The 19,866-nt window shown below is 71.3% G+C and carries 19 protein-coding genes; 12 read left to right on the top strand and 7 right to left on the bottom strand.

Annotated features, from left to right (window positions below; all coding sequences use genetic code 11):
- Positions 1-203 precede the first annotated feature (203 nt).
- A complete protein-coding gene (locus ACFWPS_RS36105) occupies positions 204-2,792 on the top strand; it encodes a bifunctional FO biosynthesis protein CofGH (RefSeq protein WP_383713209.1) in 2,589 nt (862 codons plus the stop codon).
- 89 nt (positions 2,793-2,881) lie between these two features.
- Positions 2,882-3,451, top strand: a complete 570-nt coding sequence (locus ACFWPS_RS36100) for a hypothetical protein (RefSeq protein WP_383713207.1) — start codon at positions 2,882-2,884, stop codon at positions 3,449-3,451.
- A 3-nt stretch (positions 3,452-3,454) separates the two neighbouring features.
- Here ACFWPS_RS36100 and ACFWPS_RS36095 read toward each other — a convergent pair whose 3' ends face one another.
- On the bottom strand, positions 3,455-4,285 hold the full coding sequence (locus ACFWPS_RS36095) for a helix-turn-helix domain-containing protein (protein WP_383713204.1): 831 nt from the start codon (positions 4,283-4,285) through the stop codon (positions 3,455-3,457).
- Between the two features lie 102 nt (positions 4,286-4,387).
- Here ACFWPS_RS36095 and ACFWPS_RS36090 point away from each other — a divergent pair, with 102 nt between their 5' ends.
- A complete protein-coding gene (locus tag ACFWPS_RS36090; RefSeq protein WP_383713202.1) occupies positions 4,388-4,984 on the top strand; it encodes an NADPH-dependent FMN reductase in 597 nt (198 codons plus the stop codon).
- Between the two features lie 13 nt (positions 4,985-4,997).
- Here ACFWPS_RS36090 and ACFWPS_RS36085 read toward each other — a convergent pair whose 3' ends face one another.
- The gene (locus ACFWPS_RS36085) at positions 4,998-5,498 is read right to left on the bottom strand and encodes a DUF2165 domain-containing protein (protein WP_383713199.1); all 501 of its coding nucleotides are present in this window, start codon (positions 5,496-5,498) and stop codon (positions 4,998-5,000) included.
- 56 nt (positions 5,499-5,554) lie between these two features.
- Positions 5,555-6,733 (bottom strand): right-handed parallel beta-helix repeat-containing protein, encoded by a 1,179-nt coding sequence (locus tag ACFWPS_RS36080; protein WP_383713197.1) that lies wholly within the window; start codon positions 6,731-6,733, stop codon positions 5,555-5,557.
- A 692-nt stretch (positions 6,734-7,425) separates the two neighbouring features.
- Between ACFWPS_RS36080 and ACFWPS_RS36075 the strand changes: the two genes are divergently transcribed.
- Positions 7,426-8,868: an aminotransferase class V-fold PLP-dependent enzyme gene (locus ACFWPS_RS36075; protein ID WP_383713194.1), complete on the top strand. Its 1,443-nt coding sequence runs from the start codon at positions 7,426-7,428 to the stop codon at positions 8,866-8,868.
- 45 nt (positions 8,869-8,913) lie between these two features.
- On the opposite strand, the gene ACFWPS_RS36070 is transcribed toward ACFWPS_RS36075, so the two are convergent.
- The gene (locus tag ACFWPS_RS36070; RefSeq protein ID WP_383713192.1) at positions 8,914-10,620 is read right to left on the bottom strand and encodes an ATP-binding cassette domain-containing protein; all 1,707 of its coding nucleotides are present in this window, start codon (positions 10,618-10,620) and stop codon (positions 8,914-8,916) included.
- Between the two features lie 106 nt (positions 10,621-10,726).
- Between ACFWPS_RS36070 and ACFWPS_RS36065 the strand changes: the two genes are divergently transcribed.
- Together ACFWPS_RS36065 and ACFWPS_RS36060 are read left to right on the top strand one after the other, a co-directional pair.
- Complete coding sequence (locus ACFWPS_RS36065) at positions 10,727-11,038, top strand: NUDIX hydrolase (RefSeq protein WP_383713189.1); 312 nt, start codon at positions 10,727-10,729, stop codon at positions 11,036-11,038.
- Positions 11,039-11,102: 64 nt separating this feature from the next.
- Positions 11,103-13,481 (top strand): tetratricopeptide repeat protein, encoded by a 2,379-nt coding sequence (locus ACFWPS_RS36060; RefSeq protein ID WP_383713186.1) that lies wholly within the window; start codon positions 11,103-11,105, stop codon positions 13,479-13,481.
- Here ACFWPS_RS36060 and ACFWPS_RS36055 read toward each other — a convergent pair whose 3' ends face one another.
- Both ACFWPS_RS36055 and ACFWPS_RS36050 read right to left on the bottom strand, forming a co-directional pair.
- Positions 13,482-13,655, bottom strand: coding sequence for a DUF397 domain-containing protein (locus ACFWPS_RS36055; RefSeq protein WP_383713184.1), 174 nt, complete (start codon positions 13,653-13,655; stop codon positions 13,482-13,484). It lies immediately after the preceding gene.
- A complete protein-coding gene (locus ACFWPS_RS36050) occupies positions 13,652-14,464 on the bottom strand; it encodes a helix-turn-helix domain-containing protein (protein ID WP_383713181.1) in 813 nt (270 codons plus the stop codon). Before ACFWPS_RS36050 ends, ACFWPS_RS36055 begins: the two co-directional genes overlap by 4 nt.
- A 113-nt stretch (positions 14,465-14,577) precedes the next feature.
- Here ACFWPS_RS36050 and ACFWPS_RS36045 point away from each other — a divergent pair, with 113 nt between their 5' ends.
- The 5 genes from ACFWPS_RS36045 (at position 14,578) to ACFWPS_RS36025 (ending at position 17,958) form a co-directional block, all read left to right on the top strand.
- Complete coding sequence (locus tag ACFWPS_RS36045) at positions 14,578-15,018, top strand: ATP-binding protein (protein ID WP_383713178.1); 441 nt, start codon at positions 14,578-14,580, stop codon at positions 15,016-15,018.
- Positions 15,019-15,245: 227 nt separating this feature from the next.
- Complete coding sequence (locus ACFWPS_RS36040) at positions 15,246-16,043, top strand: helix-turn-helix domain-containing protein (protein WP_383713176.1); 798 nt, start codon at positions 15,246-15,248, stop codon at positions 16,041-16,043.
- Positions 16,044-16,079: 36 nt separating this feature from the next.
- On the top strand, positions 16,080-16,316 hold the full coding sequence (locus ACFWPS_RS36035; RefSeq protein WP_383713174.1) for a hypothetical protein: 237 nt from the start codon (positions 16,080-16,082) through the stop codon (positions 16,314-16,316).
- Between the two features lie 185 nt (positions 16,317-16,501).
- Complete coding sequence (locus ACFWPS_RS36030) at positions 16,502-16,684, top strand: hypothetical protein (protein ID WP_383713171.1); 183 nt, start codon at positions 16,502-16,504, stop codon at positions 16,682-16,684.
- A gap of 161 nt (positions 16,685-16,845) precedes the next feature.
- On the top strand, positions 16,846-17,958 hold the full coding sequence (locus tag ACFWPS_RS36025) for an ADP-ribosylglycohydrolase family protein (RefSeq protein ID WP_383713168.1): 1,113 nt from the start codon (positions 16,846-16,848) through the stop codon (positions 17,956-17,958).
- Positions 17,959-18,112: 154 nt separating this feature from the next.
- On the opposite strand, the gene ACFWPS_RS36020 is transcribed toward ACFWPS_RS36025, so the two are convergent.
- Positions 18,113-18,649: a TetR/AcrR family transcriptional regulator gene (locus ACFWPS_RS36020; RefSeq protein WP_383713166.1), complete on the bottom strand. Its 537-nt coding sequence runs from the start codon at positions 18,647-18,649 to the stop codon at positions 18,113-18,115.
- Positions 18,650-18,724: 75 nt separating this feature from the next.
- Between ACFWPS_RS36020 and ACFWPS_RS36015 the strand changes: the two genes are divergently transcribed.
- Complete coding sequence (locus tag ACFWPS_RS36015; RefSeq protein WP_383713164.1) at positions 18,725-19,774, top strand: aldo/keto reductase; 1,050 nt, start codon at positions 18,725-18,727, stop codon at positions 19,772-19,774.
- Positions 19,775-19,866 lie beyond the last annotated feature (92 nt).

Here is a 19,866-nt window from a genome sequence, read left to right as displayed (position 1 = left end):
GGTCGCGCCCCACGGCGGAGCCGTAAATCGATACGGCCCCGCGCCCCTGAAAGCAAAAGAAGGGGTACTGCAGCGCGCCCCTTCAGGGGCGCGGGGAACTGCGCGAGCAACCCCCACGCGCCCGCACTCGGCAACGCGCCAGTAGCCCCCAAGGCCACCCCCGCCCCGGCCGAACCGGCGGAGCCCCTCCGTATGCTCAAAGAATGACGACTTCCGCGACTCCCGGAACCGGCGGCCCCACCGAGAACTCCATGCGTCGCGCCCTCAAACGCGCCCGGGACGGCGTCGCCCTCGACGTCTCCGAGGCCGCCGTTCTGCTCCAGGCGCGCGGCGCGGCCCTGGACGACCTCGCCGCGTCCGCCGCCCGGGTCCGTGACGCCGGTCTGGAAGAGGCCGGCCGGCCCGGTGTCATCACGTACTCGAAGAGCGTCTTCATCCCCCTCACCCGCCTGTGCCGCGACAAGTGCCACTACTGCACGTTCGTCACCGTCCCCGGAAAGCTCCGCCGGGCCGGGCACGGGATGTTCATGTCCCCGGACGAGGTCCTCGACGTCGCCCGCAAGGGCGCGGCCCTCGGCTGCAAGGAAGCCCTGATCACCCTCGGCGACAAGCCCGAGGACCGCTGGCCCGAGGCGCGCGAGTGGCTCGACGCGCACGGTTACGACGACACGATCGCCTATGTCCGGGCCATCTCCATCCGCATCCTGGAGGAGACCGGTCTGCTGCCGCACCTCAACCCCGGTGTGATGTCCTGGACCGACTTCCAGCGGCTCAAGCCGGTCGCCCCGTCGATGGGCATGATGCTGGAGACGACCGCCACCCGGCTGTGGTCCGAGCCCGGCGGCCCCCACCACGGGTCCCCCGACAAGGAGCCTGCCGTACGGCTGCGGGTGCTTGAGGACGCCGGGCGCTCCTCCGTCCCGTTCACCTCCGGGATCCTGATCGGCATCGGCGAGACGTACGAGGAGCGTGCCGAGTCCCTCTTCGCGCTCCGGCGCGTGGCCCGGTCGTACCACGCCGTCCAGGAACTGATCATCCAGAACTTCCGCGCCAAGCCGGACACGGCGATGCGCGGCATGCCGGACGCCGAGCTGGACGAGCTGGTGGCGGCCGTCGCGGTGGCGCGGCTGGTGATGGGGCCGGCCGGCAACATCCAGGCGCCGCCCAACCTGGTCGCCGGCGAGTACGAGCGGCTGATCGCCGCCGGTATCGACGACTGGGGCGGGGTGTCGCCGCTCACCATCGACCATGTCAACCCCGAGCGGCCCTGGCCGCAGATCGAGGAGCTGGCGGAGAAGTCGGCAGCCGCCGGTTTCGAACTGCGGGAACGTCTCTGCGTGTACCCGGAGTTCGTCCGTCGCGGCGAACCCTGGCTGGACCCGCGGCTGCGCCCGCACGTGGCCGCGCTGGCGGATCCGGAGACGGGCCTCGCGGTGCCGGACGCGGTGGTCGAGGGGCATCCCTGGCAGGAGCCGGAGGAGGTCTTCGTCGCGACCGGTCGCACGGATCTGCATGCCTCCATCGACACCGAGGGCCGTACGAGCGACCGGCGTGACGACTTCGACGAGGTGTACGGCGACTGGGGCGCGCTGCGGGAGGCGGCCGCCCCCGGGATGGCGCCGGAGCGCATCGACACGGACGTGCGCGCGGCCCTGGCGACCGCGGCCGACGATCCGACGAAGCTGACGGACGCCGAGGCCCTCGCGCTGTTCCACGCCGACGGCCCGGCCCTTGACGCGCTGACGGGGATCGCCGACGACGTACGGAAGTCCGCGGTCGGCGACGACGTCACCTACATCGTCACCCGCAACATCAACTTCACCAACGTCTGCTACACCGGCTGCCGCTTCTGCGCCTTCGCGCAGCGACGCACGGACGCGGACGCCTACACCCTCTCCCTGGACCAGGTCGCCGACCGGGCCCAGCAGGCCTGGGACGTCGGCGCGGTCGAGGTCTGCATGCAGGGCGGCATCCACCCCGACCTGCCCGGCACCGCGTACTTCGACATCGCGAAGGCGGTGAAGGAACGCGTTCCCGGCATGCACGTGCACGCCTTCTCCCCGATGGAGGTGGTGAACGGCGCGACCCGCACCGGCATGTCGATCCGGGAGTGGCTCACGGCGGCGAAGGAGGCGGGTCTTGACACCGTCCCCGGCACGGCGGCGGAGATCCTGGACGACGAGGTGCGGTGGGTGCTGACGAAGGGCAAGCTGCCTGCCGCCACCTGGATCGAGGTGATCACCACGGCCCACGAGGTCGGCATCCGCTCCTCCTCCACCATGATGTACGGCCATGTCGACCAGCCCCGCCACTGGCTGGGCCACCTGCGCACGCTGGCCGGCATCCAGCAGCGGACGGGCGGCTTCACGGAGTTCGTGACGCTGCCCTTCATCCACACCAACGCGCCCGTCTACCTGGCGGGGATCTCCCGTCCGGGCCCGACGATGCGCGACAACCGGGCGGTGACGGCGATGGCCCGTCTCCTCCTGCACCCCTACATCCCGAACATCCAGACAAGCTGGGTGAAACTGGGCGCGGAGGGTGCGGCGGAGATGCTCCGCTCGGGCGCCAACGACCTGGGCGGCACCCTGATGGAGGAGACGATCTCGCGGATGGCGGGGTCGTCGTACGGCTCGTACAAGTCGGTCCGCGACCTCGTCGCCGTGGCCGAAGCCGCCGGGCGTCCGGCGAAGCCCCGTACGACGCTGTACGGGCCGGTCCCCGAGGAACGGCAGCGGGCGGCCGAGGCCTCCGACGGGCACCTCCCGGAGTTGCTGCCGGTGCTGGACTGAGCCGTCGGGCGGGCGGGCGGCGCACAGTACGATGATCCGACCCCTGTGCGAACAGTCGGGGGGCCTCATAACGGAGGAGATGCGTACCCGTGGCTGCCCGACTGCTGCCCTCCTGGGTCTGGGTCTCCGGCCTGACGGCCGGGGCGACGGTCGCCGTCGTCCTCCTCGCCCTCCAGGCCGACAAGGGGCCGCACCCCACGGCCGCGGCGGTCCGTCCGTCGGCGAGCGCGTCGGCGAGCGCCCACGCCTCCGCGTCACCGGCCCCGGCGAAGGACCCCGCCGTACCGGCGGCCTCCGGCACCGGCCGCCGGATCGTCTACTCGCTCGGCGCCAAGCGGGTGTGGACGGTCGACGCGAGCGGCAAGGCGACCCGCACGTTCACGGTGTGGCCGGGGACGGTCAGCCCGGACCCCGGCAGCTACACGATCTCCAAGACCCTGGCGTCCACGACCGGCTCGGACGGCGTCCAGATCGAGCACATCCTCTACTTCGCCGCGAAGTCGGGACTGTCGATCGCCTTCTCCAACGCCGTCGACGGCTCCTCCCCGGCGCCCGCCGCCGGCAAGCAGACCAGCGGCATCCGGATGCCCAAGGCGGACGGCACGGCCCTGTGGACGTTCGGCACGGAGCCGGACACCAAGGTGACGGTGGTCAAGTAGCCGTCAGGAGATGGCGCGGAGCCTCGGTGGCCTGCGGAGCCGCTCGACGGCCCCGGCCGTCTCCTCGTCGGCGGGCAGCAGGACGACCAGCTGCTGGGCGTCCTCGGTGATGTCGAGCGTCTCGCGCCGCAGGCGCAGTCCGGTGCCCGAAGGGTGCCGCAGCCGCAGGACGCCGCGGGCCGGGACCACGTGCCGGTTCATCCGGCGGGTGAAGTCGGCCCCGGCGACGGGCGCCAGCTCCGCCGTGAACCACTCGCTGTTCTCCACGGAGGGCCCGAGCCAGAGGTCGAAGGCCTGCTCGTCGGCGACGGTGTCCCAGTCGGCGAAGAGGTCCCGGGCGCGCGGATCGGTGAACACGTACCGGGTGAGATTGGGGATCTCGGCGTCCAGGAGCCCGGTCCCGCCCATCACCGCCTCGTACGACCGCGTACGGGCGAGGATGTCGCCGAGCCGGTTGGTGACGAGGGCCAGGCCCGGTTCGAGCAGGCGGAGGGTCTGCAGGACGGACGGCCGCACCTCGCGCCGCGGCGGCGCCGGCCGCGGGTGCGCGACGCACTCACCGCCGGTGATCTTCGAGAGGTAGCGGAGGTGGGCGCGTTCGGCCGGCCCGAGGCTGAGGGCGTCGGCGAGGGCGTTGACGACGGCCACCGACGGATTGCGGTCCCGGCCCTGCTCGATGCGCGTCAGGTACTCGACGCTGATACCGGCCCGGTCGGCGAGGTCGAGCCGCCGCAGTCCCGGCGAACGCCGGCGGCGGCGCTCGGGCAGCCCGAGCGCGGTCGGCTCGATGCTGTCGCGCTTCGCCCGGACGAAGTCCCCCAGCGGTGTCCCCATACGGTCGAGGATAGGCGGACCGGGGTTCCGCAGCGTGGCCTTGCGGGGGCCAGCCTGCGCACGGTCTGGCCGGGCCGCCGGCGCGGTCGCAGGGTGATGACCATGAACAACGACACGCACAAGCTGGTGATCCTGGTGGGAAGCGTCCGGGAGGGCCGTTTCGGCCCGGTGGTGGCGCGATGGGTGGCCGAACAGGCGGACGGGTACGGCGGCTTCGAGGTGGAGGTCGTGGATCTGGCGGCGTACGACATCCCGTTGACGTTGCCGGCGGAGTCACCGAAGCACGCGGGCGACGCCTATCCGCGCCCGGCCGGGATGAGTGGGCTGACGGCGGCCCTGGCGGCGGCGGACGCGTTCGTCATCGTCACCCCCGAGTACAACCACAGCTACCCGGCATCGCTGAAGGCGGCCATCGACTGGCACTTCACCCAGTGGGCGGCGAAGCCGGTGGCGTTCGTCAGCTACGGCGGCGCGGCCGGCGGCCGCCATGCGGTGCTCCATCTGGAGAACGTGCTCACGGAGTTGCACGCGGTGACCCTCCGGGACGGCCTGGCCTTCCCGAACTACTTCACCGCGTGGCAGGACGGCCGCCCCCTTGGCCCCCAGGTCGCCGGTTACGCCAAGGCCCTCCTCGACCAGCTGGCCTGGTGGACGACCGTCCTCCGCGCGGGCCGCGAGGCGGCTCCCTATCCCGCCTGATCAGACTTGCTGCTCAGACTTCCTGGTCCGCCGGGCTCAACTGGACGACGATCAGGGCGAGGCCGGTGAGGACCAGCACCCGGGTCGCGGCGTCCAGCCCGTTCCAGGTCTTGGACTGCCACATGGAGAACCACTCACCGCCGATCCCGATGAACCCGGCGCCGAAGAGCAGCACGAGCATCAGCAGACCGTAGGTGGAGACGCGCCGCGCGCGAACGTTGTCACGGCGCGCCCAGAGCCAGGTCCCGGCGATCAGCACGAGCGCGGCCACCGTCTCCCACACGATGATGGCGACGTAGGCGGCGTTCTCAAGACCCTTGTTCGTTATGGCCCGCCACATCAGGTCGTCGTCCTTGAACGTCGTGTCCATGGCCAGAACATGCTGGACGAAGGCCTGGTTGGTGCCGAAGTCGGTGATGTTCCCGAAGGCGACGAGGGCGATGTAGAGGGCGACACTGCCGGTGAGAACGGCAGCGGCGAGTGAGAGGGCACGGGGCCCGTGGGAGGTGGACATGCCACCGTCCTTCCCGCTCCCCGCCGTTCACACCCTTCTGTTCAACTCGTCGGCGGTCAGTTGGGGCAGCCGGGAATCGCCGGCGAGCTGGTCACGCAGTTGTTGGGAGTGTTGCTGACGACCTGGCTCAACGTGACGAGGTTCACCGTCCCGCCGGTGTTGTAGATGCCGCCGGCGTTGTCGGCTGCGGAGTTGGAGCTCACGCGGGTGTTCAGCAGCGTCGCCACCGCGCCCGGGAACGTGTTGAAGATGCCGCCGCCACGACTGCCCGCTCCGGTCGCGTGGTTGTTGCTGACCGGACTGAGGTTCAGGGCCAGAGGCGAGCCTTCGTTGTAGATGCCGCCGCCGCCGAGGACGCCGGAGCCGGTGGCGGTGTTGCCGGTGACCTGGCTGCTGTTGAGGGTCGTGTTCGCGTGAACGGCAATACCACCGCCGATGACGGCGGTGTTGTTCGTGATGCGCGTGGCGTTGAAGGCCGCCGTAGTGAAGAGGGAGGCGACGCCGCCGCCGTAGCTGTTCGAGGTGTTGCCGGTGATCGTCCCGCCGTTGAACACGAAGCTGCCGCCGTTGGCCTCCAGGCCGCCGCCCTGCGGCGCCGTGTTGCTGCTGAGGGTGCTGTTGTTGACCTTGACGGTGCCGTTGGTGGAGAAGATGCCGCCGCCCTGGAAGTCGGCGGTGTTGTTGGTGACCCTCGCGGCGTTGAGTGTGAGTGCGGCACTGTTGACCAGGACGGCGCCACCGACACCGGCACCGGCATTGGGTGCATGGCCGTTGCTCAGGGTGAGGGAGTTGAGGGTGAGATTCCCCGGGGCGTCGACCTCGAAGATACGGAAGAGCGCCATCGACGACCGGGTGATGGTGTCGTTGAAGCCGGTGACCGTCACCGTGCTGGTGATGACCGGTAGTCCGTTACTGTCGTTGTCCGCGCCGGTGAGGGTGTAGGTGCAGCCAGGAAAGAGGTTGACCGTACCGCCGGTTGCGTTGACTGTGTTGATCGCCGCGATCAGCGCACTCGTAGAGCAGTTCGGAACGTTGACCGTCACCCGTTTCGTGGCGGTGGACGGTACGTCGGGACGGGCGGCACGGTGCAGCGGCAGCGAGGGTGTGCGGGTGTCGGCCAGCCGTGGCACTGAGGGGGTGGGGGCGGGCTGGGCGTCGGCCTGAGGTCCGGCCAGGGCCACCAGGCCGGCAGCAAGAGTCGCTGTGCCTGCTATTCCGAGGATGCGGGAGCGCATGGGGATGTCCCTTCGGGGTCGCGAGTGGAATGGACTGGCCCGGTGCGTGCACCAGGCCGGGTTCGAGCGCCTTTGAGCGGTCAGCGGTCACAGATGCGCGCGAGGTATGAACAGCTCGCGCGGCAGCTGGTGAAGGCGCTCGCGTCGTGAGCGTGAAGGACGGCTTGTGCCGCCCCGGGGGAGGGGTGCTGCCAGGGACGGCAGCAAGCCCTCAACAAGAATGGCTCTGCGTAATGTGCCGTGCACATTGAGTGGCCAACCGGGTGAGGGAACGCGTGAGGGCCCCGCTGGGCGCGGGAACGGACATCGGCGGATCGGCCGCCGGTGCCGTTGCTTGCAGGCGGCCGTCATGCCGTGCTCCATCCGGGGAACGTGCTCACGCAGCCGCACGCGGTTACCGTCCCGGACGGCCACCCTCGGTGCGGGCCGCGAGGTGGCTCCCTGTCGCTCCTGATCGGCCCTCCTGATCCGAGGGGCTCAGCTGGACGACGCTCAGGGCGAGACCGGTGAGCACGGCGGCGGCGAGCGAAAGAGCACGAGGCGCGTGGGAGGTGGACAGGCCACCGTCCTTTCCCGCCCCGGCCAACTGCACTGCTCTGTTCGGCAGTTGCCGGGCGGCCCGACGTCGTGGCGCGGCGGTGAACCGCTCGCACGCGGTTACCTTTGTCGAAGTTTCATGCGAAGGAGTTCTCATGGACACGGCAGACGCCGCCCGATGTATGAGCGCCGGGGGAGCGGAAGGTCCCGACGGCTTCGCGGAGTTGCGGACGCGCGAGTTCGGCTACCTCGACGAGGGCGGACACACCTACCTCGACCACACCGGCGCCGGACTTCCCCCGCGCTCCCTCGTCATGGGCAGCGCCCGGCGGATCACCGGCGGGCTGTTCGGCAACCCGCACTCCGAGAGCCCGGCCTCCCGCGCCTCCGGACTCCTGCTGGCCGAGGCCCGGCAGGCGGTGCTCCGCCACTTCAACGCGGACCCCGACGAGTACGCCGTGATCTTCACCCCCAACGCGACCGGCGCCCTGCGCCTGGTCGGTGAGGCGTACCCCTTCACCCGCGACAGCAGGCTCGTCATGTCGCTCGACAACCACAACTCGGTCAACGGCCTGCGGGAGTACGCGCGGGCGCGGGGAGCCGCGACCGTGTACGTACCGGGCCTGCACATCGACGAGCGGCGCCTGCTCGCCGCCCTGTCACCGCCCGGCCCGCGCCGGGGCGCCGGCGGCCTGCTCGCCTACCCGGCGCAGAGCAACTTCACCGGCGTCCAGCACTCACTGGACTGGATCGCCGCCGCCCGGGAGCACGGCTACGACGTCCTGCTCGACGCGGCGGCCTTCGCGCCGACCAACGTCCTGGACCTGAGCCGCCACCGGCCGGACTTCACCGCCGTCAGCTGGTACAAGGTCTTCGGGCACCCCACCGGCATCGGCAGTCTGATCGCCCGCCGCGAGGCCCTCGCCAAGCTGCGCCGCCCCTGGTTCTCGGGCGGCACCATCTACGCCGTCAGCGCCCAGGCCCAGTGGCACGTCCTCGCCGCCGACGAGGCCGCCTTCGAGGACGGCACGGTCAACTTCCTGTCCCTGCCGGACGTGACCGCCGGACTCGCCTGGATCGACGGCGTCGGCATGCACCGCATACATGCCCACGTCACCGCCCTCACCGCCCGACTGCTCGGCGGGTTGAGGACATTGCGGCACAGCGACGGCTCCCCACTGGTCCGGGTGTACGGCACCGAGCGCGCCGACGCGGACCGTACCGACGGGGACCGCGGCGGCACGGTCGCGCTGAACGTGCTCGGGGCGGACGGCCGGATCGTCGACGAACGCGTCGTCACGCGCGACAGCGCCGCCCACGGCATATCCCTGCGCACGGGCTGCTTCTGCAACCCGGGTGCCGGAGAAGAGGCGTTCGACCTGCCACTGACCCGGCTGCGCTCGGCGGCCGACACGCAAGTGGCCTCACTGGACGAGTACCTGGAGCTGCTGCAGCTGCCGTCGGCGGGCGCCGTCCGGGTCTCCCTGGGCGTGTCGTCCCAGCCCAGGGACATCGAGACGTTCCTGACGTTCGTGACGGAGACCTACCGGGACCGGGTGCCGACGGTGACCGGGCTGGCCGCACGGGAGAGTTGCTGAGCCCGCGCCACCGCTCCGTCACGCGGAGGCCGGGCCCGCCGGGGATCACCGGCCCGCCCGGCTCCTCGCCACCCCGTCCCGGCACTTGCGCACCAGGATCACCCACGTCCAGGCCAGGAACACCAGCGCGAAACCCGCCAGGACCAGCCACCCGCGGCTCGCCGGATGCCCGAACGAATCCCCGTACGACGCCAGCAGCGGCGGACCGAGCGGCGAGCGGCCCGCCCGCCACAGCGACTCAAGACCCACCCCGCTGCCCAGCGCCTCGAACGCCCAGCGGTTGGTCATCGCCCAGCTGATCGCCTTCCCGGCCACCGTCATCCGGGGCACCGGCACGAAGGCGCCCGAGAACAGCACCTGGGGGAAGCAGAGCAAGGGCAGCATCAGCGTCGCCTGCCCCGGCTCCGACACCGCCGCCGACGCGAGCAGCCCCAGCGCGAGAGCGGCGGCCGAAGCCAGCACACTCGACACGAACAGCGACCCGTACGTGTCCCAGCCCGCCGCGGGCAGCCGGTCCAGAGCACGCAGCACGACCAGCAACAGCGCGTCCGCGACCGCGAGCACCGGCAGCATGGTCGTCAGCTTCGAGGCGACGTACGGGCCGATCCGCAGCCCCGCGAGCCACTCCCGGCGCAGCACCGGCAGCTCGGTGCAGATCTGGAGCAGGCCGTAGGTCAGCCCGAAGAAGAACGCGCCGAACGCGATCCAGAACATGATCATCGCCGAGGAGCCCGGATCCGGTGCCGCCGGATCGAACGCACCGGCCCGGAACAGAACCGCGAACATCGCCACGATCATCACCGGCGAGCCCGCCAGGACAGCCACCGAGAGCCGGTTGTGCAGCAGCAGCGCGGTACCGCGCCGGGTCAGCAGCGCCCACTGCCCGAGGGCACCGACCCGCGGCGGCCGCGGCGACGGTGACGCGGCAGCAGGGGAGTCCACGTCCTCGGGCACGGCCCGTTCGACGCGCGCACCGCCCGCCACCGCCTCGTACACCTCCTCCACGGTGCCGACCCCGAACGCCTCGAACAGGGCGGCCGGTTCACCCGCGTACGCGACCTCGCCACCGGCGGAGAGGAACACGACCCGGTCGGCGCGGAGCAGGTCGGCGAGGACGTGTGTGGTCAGTACGACGGTGGTGCCGTCCTCGGCCAGCGTCCGCAGGGTGCGCAGCAGGGCCGCGCCGGTGACCGGGTCGAGCCCGGACGTCGGCTCGTCGAGGAAGAGCACCCGGGGGCGGGTGAGCAACTCGACCGCGATACTGGCCCGTTTGCGTTCCCCGCCGCTCAGCGCGCGCACCGGAGTCTCCGCCCGCTCCGTCAGACCGAGCGTGTCCAGCACCCGGTCGACGGTCTCCAGTACGGTTCCGGCCGCCGTACCCGGAGCCATCCGCAGCCCCGCCGCGTACACCAGCGTGCGGCGCAGCGGCAGTTCGCGGTGGATGATGTCCTCCTGCGGAACGAACCCGAAGTCCGGCCCCGGCGGCCCCGGCCGCGCCCCGTCGTGCAGCACCTCGCCCTCGGTCGGCGCGCTCAGCCCCGCCAGCGTCTGCAACAGCACGGTCTTGCCCGCACCGCTGCTCCCGGCGATCACCGTGAGCCGCCCCGGGAGGACGTCGATCGATATGCCGTTCAGTATCCGCCCTCCCCCACGCACGTCCCGGCTCACGTGACGCGCCCGCAGGCGCAGGCCGTCTACGGAGGGGCCGGGAGCCTCCAGGGACGCGCGAGGGTGCGGGGGCCGTGTCGTCATGGGAGCAGCATGTCAGGCGGGTCCGCTCGCGGCGGGAACGGGCCGCCCAACTCCTCCCTCTCCGAGCCGACTTCACCCCACCTCCGGCTACGGCCGGTTCGCCGCCATGGTGGCTCTCGCCCGCGAGGTCGAGGAAGAGACCGGCTGGCACCTGCGCCGCGTGCGCCGACTGCTGGGCGTCACCTCCTGGACCGGCGACGACGGCGGCGGGCTGCGCCACGAGGCCGACTACCTGGTGGAGGTCGACGGCGATCTCGACCGTCCCGCACTGGAGTGGACGAAGCACTCCGCCTACGACTGGTTCGGCCCCGCCGACCTCCACCTGCTCAAGGAGAACTGCCCGCCGGGGCAGTTCATGGTCCATGACCTGATCACCAGGGTTCTGTCCGCATGGCACGGCGGGCAGCCGGCGACGTGATCCCCGTCCGCCCGCCGTGCTCTCTGCCAGACTTGGCGTGGGCCGACTGCGGGGGGAGGCACGGATGGGGTCGACACGGCCGTCGATGCAGGAGCTGATCGGGCGGCGCCGGAGGGCCGGGTTCGTCGGGCGGGTCGAGGAGCGGGCCGCGTTCCGGCGGAACCTGGAGCTGCCGCCCGAGGACGAGCGGCACCGCTTCCTCTTCCATGTGCACGGTGACGCGGGCGTCGGGAAGACCCGACTGGTAAGGGAGTTGGAGCAGATCGCCCGGGAGGCCGGGGCACTGACCGCATACGTCGACGAGGGCGTGGCCGGCGTGCCCGAGGCGATGACGGTGATGGCTCGTCAGTTCGCCGCCCAGGGACGGCGGTTCAGGGAACTGGAGCGGCTGCTGGCCGCGCACCGGGAGCGGCGGCACGAGGCGGAGTCCGCGCTGGTGCTGGGCGGCGGGCCGGAGGACCGGGAAGGGCCGTCGGCGGGAAGCCTGGCCGTGGCGCGGGCGGCCCAGGTGGGACTGGGGATGGTCCCGGTGGCCGGCGCCTTCGCCGCCGCCCTGGACACGGACCGGCTCGCCCAGGGCGCCGACCGGCTCCGGGCCCGCTTCCGCAGCCAGGAGGACGCCCAACTGGTGCTGACCCCCGAGCGCGTACTCACCCCCGTGCTGCTGACCGAGCTGGCGGGCGCGGCCGACGCCGTCCCCTGGATCGTCCTCCTCCTCGACACCTACGAGCGCACCGGACCGTTCCTCGACCCCTGGTTGCACGACGTGATGACCACCGACCGCCATGGCGCCCTCCCCGCCGACGTCGTCGTGGTCACCTCCGGCCAGCACCCGTTCGACACGGCCCGCTGGGGCAGCTTCGCCGACTTCAGGACGGACCTGCCGCTCGGCCCGTTCACGGAGGCGGAGGCCCGCGGCCTGCTCGCGGACAAGGGGGTGCGGGACGAACCGGTGGTCGCCGAGGTGCTCCGGCTCAGCGGCGGGCTGCCCGTACTCGTCACCGCTCTGGCCGAACAGCGTCCCACCGACCCGGACGATGTGGGTGACCCCAGCGCCACCGCCGTGGAACGCTTCCTGAAGTGGGAGCCCGATCCCGCTCGCCGGTCGGTGGCACTCGCCTGCGCGCTGCCCCGGCGCCTCGACCTGGACGTGTTCCGGACGGCCGTGGACTGCCCGGCCGAGGATGCCGACGCGCTCTTCGGCTGGCTGCGCGGCCTGCCGTTCGTGACCGAGCGTCCCGACCGGCTGACCTACCACGACCTGGTCCGTGACGCGATGCTCCGACTGCGCCGGCGGCACTCCCCACGCGACTGGACGCTCGAGCACGAGAGACTCGCGGAGGCTTACGGCGGCTGGCGCGAGGAAGCGGCGAACGGCCTGCTCCCCGGCGCGGAATGGGACCATGAGCCGTGGCGCGAATTCCTGCTGGAGGAGACGTATCACCGGTTGTGCGCCCGGCCGCGGACGGCGCTCGCCGGGGCACTGAACACCTTCCTGCTGGCCTGTGCCGCGGATCAGATGGTCGGCCGTCGCTGGGCGGCGGCGGTGGCGGAAGCGGGTGCCGCCGTCGATGTCCTGACTGTGCGCGACTGGGGCCGTCGGCTGAGCGCGGCACTCACCGACGGGGTCGCCGGGGCAATGGACCTGCTCCTCGCCTGGCCCGAACTGGACAGTGGCGGTCGGGCACTGGCACATGTCGTCCGGGGCCGAGAACTGTGGAACGCCGGAGACTTCCGCCACTCACTGGCCGAGTACGACCGGGCGATCGAACTGGATCCGGAGCGGCCCATGGCCCACTACGGCCGTGGTATCGCCTGCCGGGCGTTGGGGGACTTCACCGGGGCCCTCGCCGCTCTGACCCGTGCGGACGAACTCGCTCCCGACACCGCACTGTTCATTTCCGCTCGGGGCGAGGCCTACCGGCACGCGGGCCGGATCGCTGAGGCGCTGGCCGACTTCGACCGGGCTGTCGCCCTGGCCCCGTCCGATGCCGACGCCCTGGCGGCCAGGGGAGTGTGCCGGTACGCGCTGGAGCAGTACGACGACGCGCTCGGCGACTTCGACCACGCGCTGAGGCTCAACGCGGGCCATCTGTGGGCGCGAGCACGCAGGGCACGCGTGCACCTCGTCAGGGAGGAGTGGGACGAGGTCTTCGCCGACCTGGACGAGACGGTCCGGCGTGCACCCGACTCGCCCTGGCTGGCCTCCGAACGCGGCGATGCCTACCGGCGCGCGGGTCGGTACGAGGACGCGGTCACCGAACTCACCCGGGCCGTCGCTCTCCTGCCCGACTACCCCTCTGCCCTCGCCGGCCGCGGCGCAGCCCACCATGAACTGGGCCGGACGGACCAGGCGTTGGCCGACCTCGACCGAGCCCTCGAACTGGCTCCCGACTACTCGTGGGCCCAGGCGATGAGGGCCCGGGTTCTGGAGGAGGCTTGATCAGACCACTTCGACGAACGCCGACCACGTGTCGTTCGCGAAGACGAGCCTCGCGCCGTCCTTGTCCTTGGAGTCGCGGACGTGGACGGTGGTGGCGGGGGATATGGCGACCTCGACGCACTCGGGGCCGTCGTTGCTGCTGTAGCTGCTCTTGAACCACTCAAGGGCGGTCATGCCTTTTCTCCCAGCACTTTGTCGATGAAGGCCAGCGACTCCCGAGGCGTGAGAGCCTGCGCCCGGATCATTCCATAGCGCATCTCCAGGATCTGGACCTCCCGGGGATCACTGATCAGGCGACTGTGCAGCTGGGCCTCCGAGTGCCCGAGTGTCTTCCCGTCCCGGAGTTTCAGCAGCTGGAGCGAGCCGCCCATTCCCGCGTGGTCCTCACGGTCCGTGGGCATCACCTGGATCGCAACATGCCTCAACTGTCCGATCTCCAGCAGGTGTTCGAGTTGTTGCCGCAGCACCATTCTGCCGCCGATGGGCCGCCGCAGTGTCACCTCTTCCAGGACGAAGGTGAGCTCCGGCAGGGGCACCCGCTCGAAGACGCTATGCCGCGCCACACGTGCGGCGACCTGGCGCTCGATCTCGTCCTCGGGGTACGCGGGCCGCCGCATGGCGAACAACGCCCTTGCGTACTCCGGTGTCTGGAGCAGGCCGTGCATGTTGTGGTTCGCGTAGGCCCCTAGTTCGACCGCCTCGCCCTCCAGCTTCGCCAGATCCCGAACCTTCTTCGGATACCTGGCCCGCTCCACGTCCTCCTTCATGAACGCGAGCTTCCCGCCCGCCGCGACCACCCCATCGGCCTTCTCCAGGAAGTCGGGCTTGGGGATCCGCCGCCCCCGCTCCACGGCCGACACCATCTCCTCGCTGTAGCCGATGGCGGCGCCGAGTTCGCCCTGTCGCAGCCCGGCGGCCTCCCGCCACACCTTGATCTGCCGCCCGACCGCCCTGAGCACGGCCTCGGCCTCCTCGTCCTCCACATCCGCCCCTTCCGGCGTACGACCCGTACGACCCCGTCCGACACCCGGACAGTGACGCTCTGTGCCGGGGTCGTTGCTGTTCAGGGTAGGAAGGGGCGGCCACGCTGGGTGACATGACCCAGAAATCCCTCCCGCAAGTCACCGTCCCGACGCATCACTTCACGGTTCGGCTGTCCGCCAGTCGAAGAGGTGCTCGACTCGCGAGGCTGCTCACGGAACGCCAACTGGACGACTGGGGTGTGCCGTTCGCGGAGGCGGCGACGCAGGTGGTGGCCGAGCTGGCGTCGAACGCGGTGCTGCACGGACGTGTCGCGGGGCGGGACTTCCGGCTCGGCCTGCGGCTGTACCCGGGCGGAGCTCTCCGTATCGAGGTGACCGATGCCCGGGGCGACCGCGTCCCGTGCCGCCACGATCCGGTGACCGCCGACGCGGAATCGGGGCGCGGTCTGCTGATCGTGGGGGCATGCGCGGACCGTTGGGGCACGGACGAGGCGTCGGCCGGCTGCAAGGTCGTCTGGGCGGAGTTGGGGGCACCGGGTCGCGGGGGCCCGTGACCCGGTCGTTCCCGACGCCAAAAGACCAAAGAACCGGGGAAAGAACCCAACCCGCCCCTACCGTCCCCGGCGATCACCCGCCGGAGTGAATATGCCGAACTCAGCTGGCGTGGAGGGGCAGTTGTGCGGCAGCGTCTGCGGCGACAAGTCCAGACATACTTCGGCCCTCGCGGGGACTGCCATCCCACTGCGAGGGCCTGATCATCAAGGAAGAAAAGAGCTTCCCCATGACTGCCCAGCAGCCTAGCGCGCCCGCGCCCGCGAAGACCCGGCATTCCCACTCCGGCGTCACCCATGTGAAGGAACGCCTCGAAGGCAACTTCACCGTGATCAGCAACGAACTGCTCCAGCACCCGGAGTTGTCCTCCACGGCGAGGGGCATCGGGAGCTACATCCAGTCGCTGCCCGAGGGGACCCCGGTCGGCATCAAGTCGCTCGCCGAGCAGTTGCCCGAGGGCGAGATCAGGATCGCCTCGGCCCTGCGCGAGCTGGAGAGGTACGGGTTCCATCTGCGTACCAAGGAGCGTCTGCCGTCGGGCCAGGTCGTGACCCGGACGTTCGCGTACAACAGGCCGCGCCGTGCGGTGGTCGAAGCCGCCCGGGCCCCCGAACCGAAGGCGAAGGCTCCCGTCCCGCCGCGAGCACCGCAGGCTCCCCGCAAGGCCGCCGACCTGCTCGCCGGGCTTCGCACGTACGACTCCCGTCTGATTCTCGGCGAGCGGGACGTACTCCGGCTGGCACCGGCCGTCTCGCAGTGGCTGGAACGTGGCGTGCCGCCCACCGCCGTCGCACGCGTGCTCACGACCGACCTGCCCCAGGATCCGATCAAGTACCCGGCGGCCTTCCTGGCCCACCGCCTCGCCAGCCAGTTGCCACCCCACCTCCCGGCTCCTGCCCCACGGGACACGTCCGCGGCGGCCCGCCCGGATCCGCTCCAGACCTGCGAGGACTGCGATCGCGCGTTCCGGTCGGCCCGTCCCGGCCGGTGCCGCGACTGCCGGGCGCGGTCTGAGAGAGCTGCCTGACCGGCGATACGTACTTCACGAAAGGGAGACTTCCCGATGACCTACACGTACAGGCCCACGGCGAAGGCGCGCGTCTTCGCAGGCCACGACGACCTTGCCCGCTGCCCGGGGCTGTCCCTCATGGCGATGGGCGTCGGCGTCCACCTCAGGATGCTGCCCGAGGGCGCCCCCACGAGCGTCCAGGCGCCGGCGGGGCAGCTCGGAGACAGCGAGTTCGAGATCGCCGCCGCCCTCCAGGAACTGCGGGACCGCGGCTTCCTGCCCAAGGCATGACGGCCGACTCGTCCCCAACGCCGGTCCCCCTGCCGGAGCTCACACCGGCGGCTCTGCGGACAGCGGTCGAACGCCTCGCGCCCGCTCGGCTCCCAGCCTTCACTCAGCACCTCTCGGAGGCCACCACGAACGCGCTCCGATTCCGGAGCCTCGCGCCCCTGCAAGCCTTCGTGGCCTCCTGGGCCGTGTTCGTGGCGATCGAACGGTGCCCGGTGCGCGCCGCGCGCCTGCGCGAGCTCGAACGTATCGTGGATGCCGGCGAGCAGGATCCGACCGAGGCCGTTGAAGAGATCTGTGTGATCCGAGCGGAGGCGGAGGCGGAGGCGGACGCCGGGCTGTGTAGGGCTGCCCCCTTTCCGCTCGCCTGACCGAACCCCCACCCACCCCGCGACCTGGCCGAAATCCGGTCACCCGGGACCACACAACCCACACTTCGCATACCTAACTGTCCCCTGAACGGACCGTTCCCGGTCGATTACAGTGCTGTGCGCTCGCATGTACGGACGGTGCCCGTGAGGAGGTCATGGTGGTGAGTGCGACGCTGGGTGCCGTCTGGGGCCGGGTCGAGCAGCAGGACTTCCGGAGCAGGGTGCGCGGGACGCTGCTGGGTACCGCCGTGGGGGACGCGCTCGGCGGGCCCGTCGACGGGCTGACGCTGGAGGAGATCCGGGCGGCCTACGGGGCTGAGGGGCTCGTCGATCTCGGGTTCGGGTACGGGCGGCGCGGGAGCGTCACGCATCACACGCAGCTCACCCTGTTCACCGTGGACGGGTTGATAAGAGCCCAGGTGAGGAGGGACACGGGGGCCTGGCATCCGCCCACCGACCTGCACCGGGCCTATCTGCGGTGGGCCGCCACCCAGCGGGACTGGGGGCCGGACGAGCGGCGGCCGGAGGACGGGTGGCTGGCGCGGGAGGAGTGGCTGTACGCGCGGCGGGAGCCCACCCGGGCGCTGCTGCTCGGGCTCGGGGACGAGCGGATGGGGACGCTGGAGTCGCCTAAGAATCCCGATGACATGGGACCGGAGGCCGTCGCGCGGTCGGCGCCGTTCGGGCTGCTGGTGGGGTGGGAGCCGCAGCTCGTCGTCCAGCTCGCCGTGGAGTGCGCGGCGCAGACGCACGGGCATCCGACCGCCTGTCTGTCGGCGGGCGCGTACGCGGTGATCGTGCACGCGCTGGCCCGGGGGGACTCGCTGGACGGGGCCGTCCAGCGGGCGCTGGCCCTGCTCGCCGCCCGGCCGGGGCACCAGCCCGTGTCGGACGCGTTGCAGCACGCGCTCGGGGCCGTACGGCAGGGGCTGCCCTCCCCGGCCCGGGTCGAGGAGCTGACCGGGGACGGGGCGGCGGACGGGATGCTGGCCGCGGCCGTGTACTGCGCGCTCGTGGGGGAGGATGTACGGCACGGGCTGTTTCTCGCCGTCAACCAGGCCGGGCCCTCCGCCGTCGCCGGTGCCCTCACCGGCGGCCTCCTCGGCGCCCTGCACGGCGAGACGGCCCTTCCGCCGGCCTGGGTGGCCGAACTGGAGGGCCGCCAGACCATCCTCGAACTCGCCGACGACTTCGCGATGGAGATGACCCAGGGGCCGGCCCTGCACAGCCCGGTGGGCGCGTCACCGGGGTGGCTCGCGCGGTATCCGCGGTAGTGCCTGTCTCTGAACCTCGGTGTGGAGAGCGGGCTTGCCGCGGGGAACCGAAGCCAGGCAGGCCCAACAGCCTCCTGCACCGACGAAGCCAACGGCGACGTCACCGTTCTCCCGGCCGAACGGCGCGTGAAAGGCCCTGACCCGTGCGCGGCGTCTACCCCTGCGTGCGGAGTCCGTCGAGGACGAGCGCGAGCATGTGAGGTGCCCGGTCCTCGGGGCTGGACGCGGCGCGCCACAGTGCGCCGGTGAGCTGGAGGAAGTCGCCGGGGTCGGCGTCCCTGCGGATGCTTCCGTCCTTCTTGCCGGCGTCGAGGAGCTCGGTGATCGCGGCGATGACCGGCCCGTAGCTCTGCTCGCTGATCGCCTGGTGCGCGCCCGGGCTGAGGGCGTCGCCGAGGCCGTGCTTTCTGCGCATGGCCTCGACGAGGTCGGTCGTCCAGTGGCGGAGCGCTTCCAGAGGCGGCAGCTGGGCCAGCAGGCCGGGCACGGTGCCGATGATGCGTGCCACCTCGTCCTGGTAGACGGCCAGGACCAGCGACTCGCGCGTGGGGAAGTTGCGGTACAGGGTGCCCGCGCCGACTCCCGCGCGCTGGGCGATCTGGTTCATCGACGTGCTGCCGTCCGCCGCGAGCGCTTCGCGTGCCGCGGCGAGGATGCGCGCCCTGTTCTCACGGGCGTCTGAACGGACCACAGGACCTCACCTTGCTAAGTGGAGAGCTCTCCATTACGTTATCCGGAGAGCTCTCCACATACTTTAAGGAGCGTCATGCGTTACATCAAGCTGGGCACGACCGGCCTCGACGTGTCCCCGATCGCGATCGGCGCGATGACCTACGGCGAACCCGACCGCGGGCACCCCGTCTGGTCGAAGGGCGAGCAGGACGCGCGACCGCTCATCAAGCACGCGCTGGAGGAGGGGATCAACTTCTTCGACACCGCGAACATGTACTCCAACGGTTCCAGCGAGGAGATCCTCGGCCGTGCACTCAAGGACTTCGCCGACCGCGATGCCGTGGTGATCGCCACGAAGCTGCGCCATCCGATGCGGCTGGGACCGAACGGACGGGGACTGTCGCGCAAGGCGATCATGACCGAGGCCGACCATTCCCTGCGCCGCCTGGGAACCGACTACATCGACCTCTACCAGATCCACCGCAACGACCACACCACCCCGTGGGAGGAGACGCTCGAGGCGCTCAGCGACCTCGTGAAGGCCGGCAAGGTCCGCTACCTCGGCGCCTCGTCCATGCATGTGTGGGAGTTCGCGAAGGCGCTGCACCTGCAGAAGCAGAACGGCTGGGCGCGGTTCGTGTCGATGCAGGACCACTACAACCTGCTCGCCCGAGAGGAGGAGCGGGAGATGATCCCGCTGTGCCTGGACGAGGGTGTCGGCACGGTCATCTGGTCGCCGCTGGCCCGCGGCCGCCTCGCCCGCGCGTGGGACGACGCCCGCTCGACGGCGCGCTCCGAGACGGACGGAGCCTACGCGGACACGCTCTACTCGCCCGAGCAGGAGGCATCCAACCACGCGATCATCGACGCGGTCGGACAGGTCGCGGAGGCCCACGGCGTCAGCCGCGCACAGGTCGCACTCGCCTGGCTGCGTCGCCGGCCCGTCGTCACCGCACCGCTGGTCGGCGCCGGCTCGATCCGGCAGATCGACGAGGCCGTGGCCTCCCTCGACATCGAGCTCACCGACGACGAAGTGCGCGCCCTGGAGGCCCCGTACACCCCCCGGCACGACTGGCAGGGCGTCTCCGACGAGGCCGAGATGGAGGCCATCCGCAGGCGCGTCCCCGGCATGGCCCTCGCATGAGCCCCATATCGGCCACGCCCTGCCTGGAAGCAGTGGTGGCCGCCGGCCGGCGGCGTCATGCGGCGCGCCCGCCGGCACCTCTCGATATTCGA

Origin of the sequence: Streptomyces sp. NPDC058457 (assembly GCF_042720695.1) — a bacterium.
Taxonomy (GTDB): domain Bacteria; phylum Actinomycetota; class Actinomycetes; order Streptomycetales; family Streptomycetaceae; genus Streptomyces.
The sequence above is the reverse complement of the archived record's forward strand: the minus strand, read 5'-3'. Positions and strand labels throughout refer to the sequence as shown.

Coding starts and splice junctions, on each gene's coding strand:
- ACFWPS_RS36105 (WP_383713209.1), top strand. CDS start 204: ATGACGACTTCCGCGACTCCCGGAACCGGCGGCCCCACCGAGAACTCC.
- ACFWPS_RS36095 (WP_383713204.1), bottom strand. CDS start 4,285: ATGGGGACACCGCTGGGGGACTTCGTCCGGGCGAAGCGCGACAGCATC.
- ACFWPS_RS36090 (WP_383713202.1), top strand. CDS start 4,388: ATGAACAACGACACGCACAAGCTGGTGATCCTGGTGGGAAGCGTCCGG.
- ACFWPS_RS36085 (WP_383713199.1), bottom strand. CDS start 5,498: ATGTCCACCTCCCACGGGCCCCGTGCCCTCTCACTCGCCGCTGCCGTT.
- ACFWPS_RS36080 (WP_383713197.1), bottom strand. CDS start 6,733: ATGCGCTCCCGCATCCTCGGAATAGCAGGCACAGCGACTCTTGCTGCC.
- ACFWPS_RS36075 (WP_383713194.1), top strand. CDS start 7,426: ATGGACACGGCAGACGCCGCCCGATGTATGAGCGCCGGGGGAGCGGAA.
- ACFWPS_RS36070 (WP_383713192.1), bottom strand. CDS start 10,620: ATGACGACACGGCCCCCGCACCCTCGCGCGTCCCTGGAGGCTCCCGGC.
- ACFWPS_RS36065 (WP_383713189.1), top strand. CDS start 10,727: ATGGTGGCTCTCGCCCGCGAGGTCGAGGAAGAGACCGGCTGGCACCTG.
- ACFWPS_RS36060 (WP_383713186.1), top strand. CDS start 11,103: ATGGGGTCGACACGGCCGTCGATGCAGGAGCTGATCGGGCGGCGCCGG.
- ACFWPS_RS36055 (WP_383713184.1), bottom strand. CDS start 13,655: ATGACCGCCCTTGAGTGGTTCAAGAGCAGCTACAGCAGCAACGACGGC.
- ACFWPS_RS36045 (WP_383713178.1), top strand. CDS start 14,578: ATGACCCAGAAATCCCTCCCGCAAGTCACCGTCCCGACGCATCACTTC.
- ACFWPS_RS36040 (WP_383713176.1), top strand. CDS start 15,246: ATGACTGCCCAGCAGCCTAGCGCGCCCGCGCCCGCGAAGACCCGGCAT.
- ACFWPS_RS36035 (WP_383713174.1), top strand. CDS start 16,080: ATGACCTACACGTACAGGCCCACGGCGAAGGCGCGCGTCTTCGCAGGC.
- ACFWPS_RS36015 (WP_383713164.1), top strand. CDS start 18,725: ATGCGTTACATCAAGCTGGGCACGACCGGCCTCGACGTGTCCCCGATC.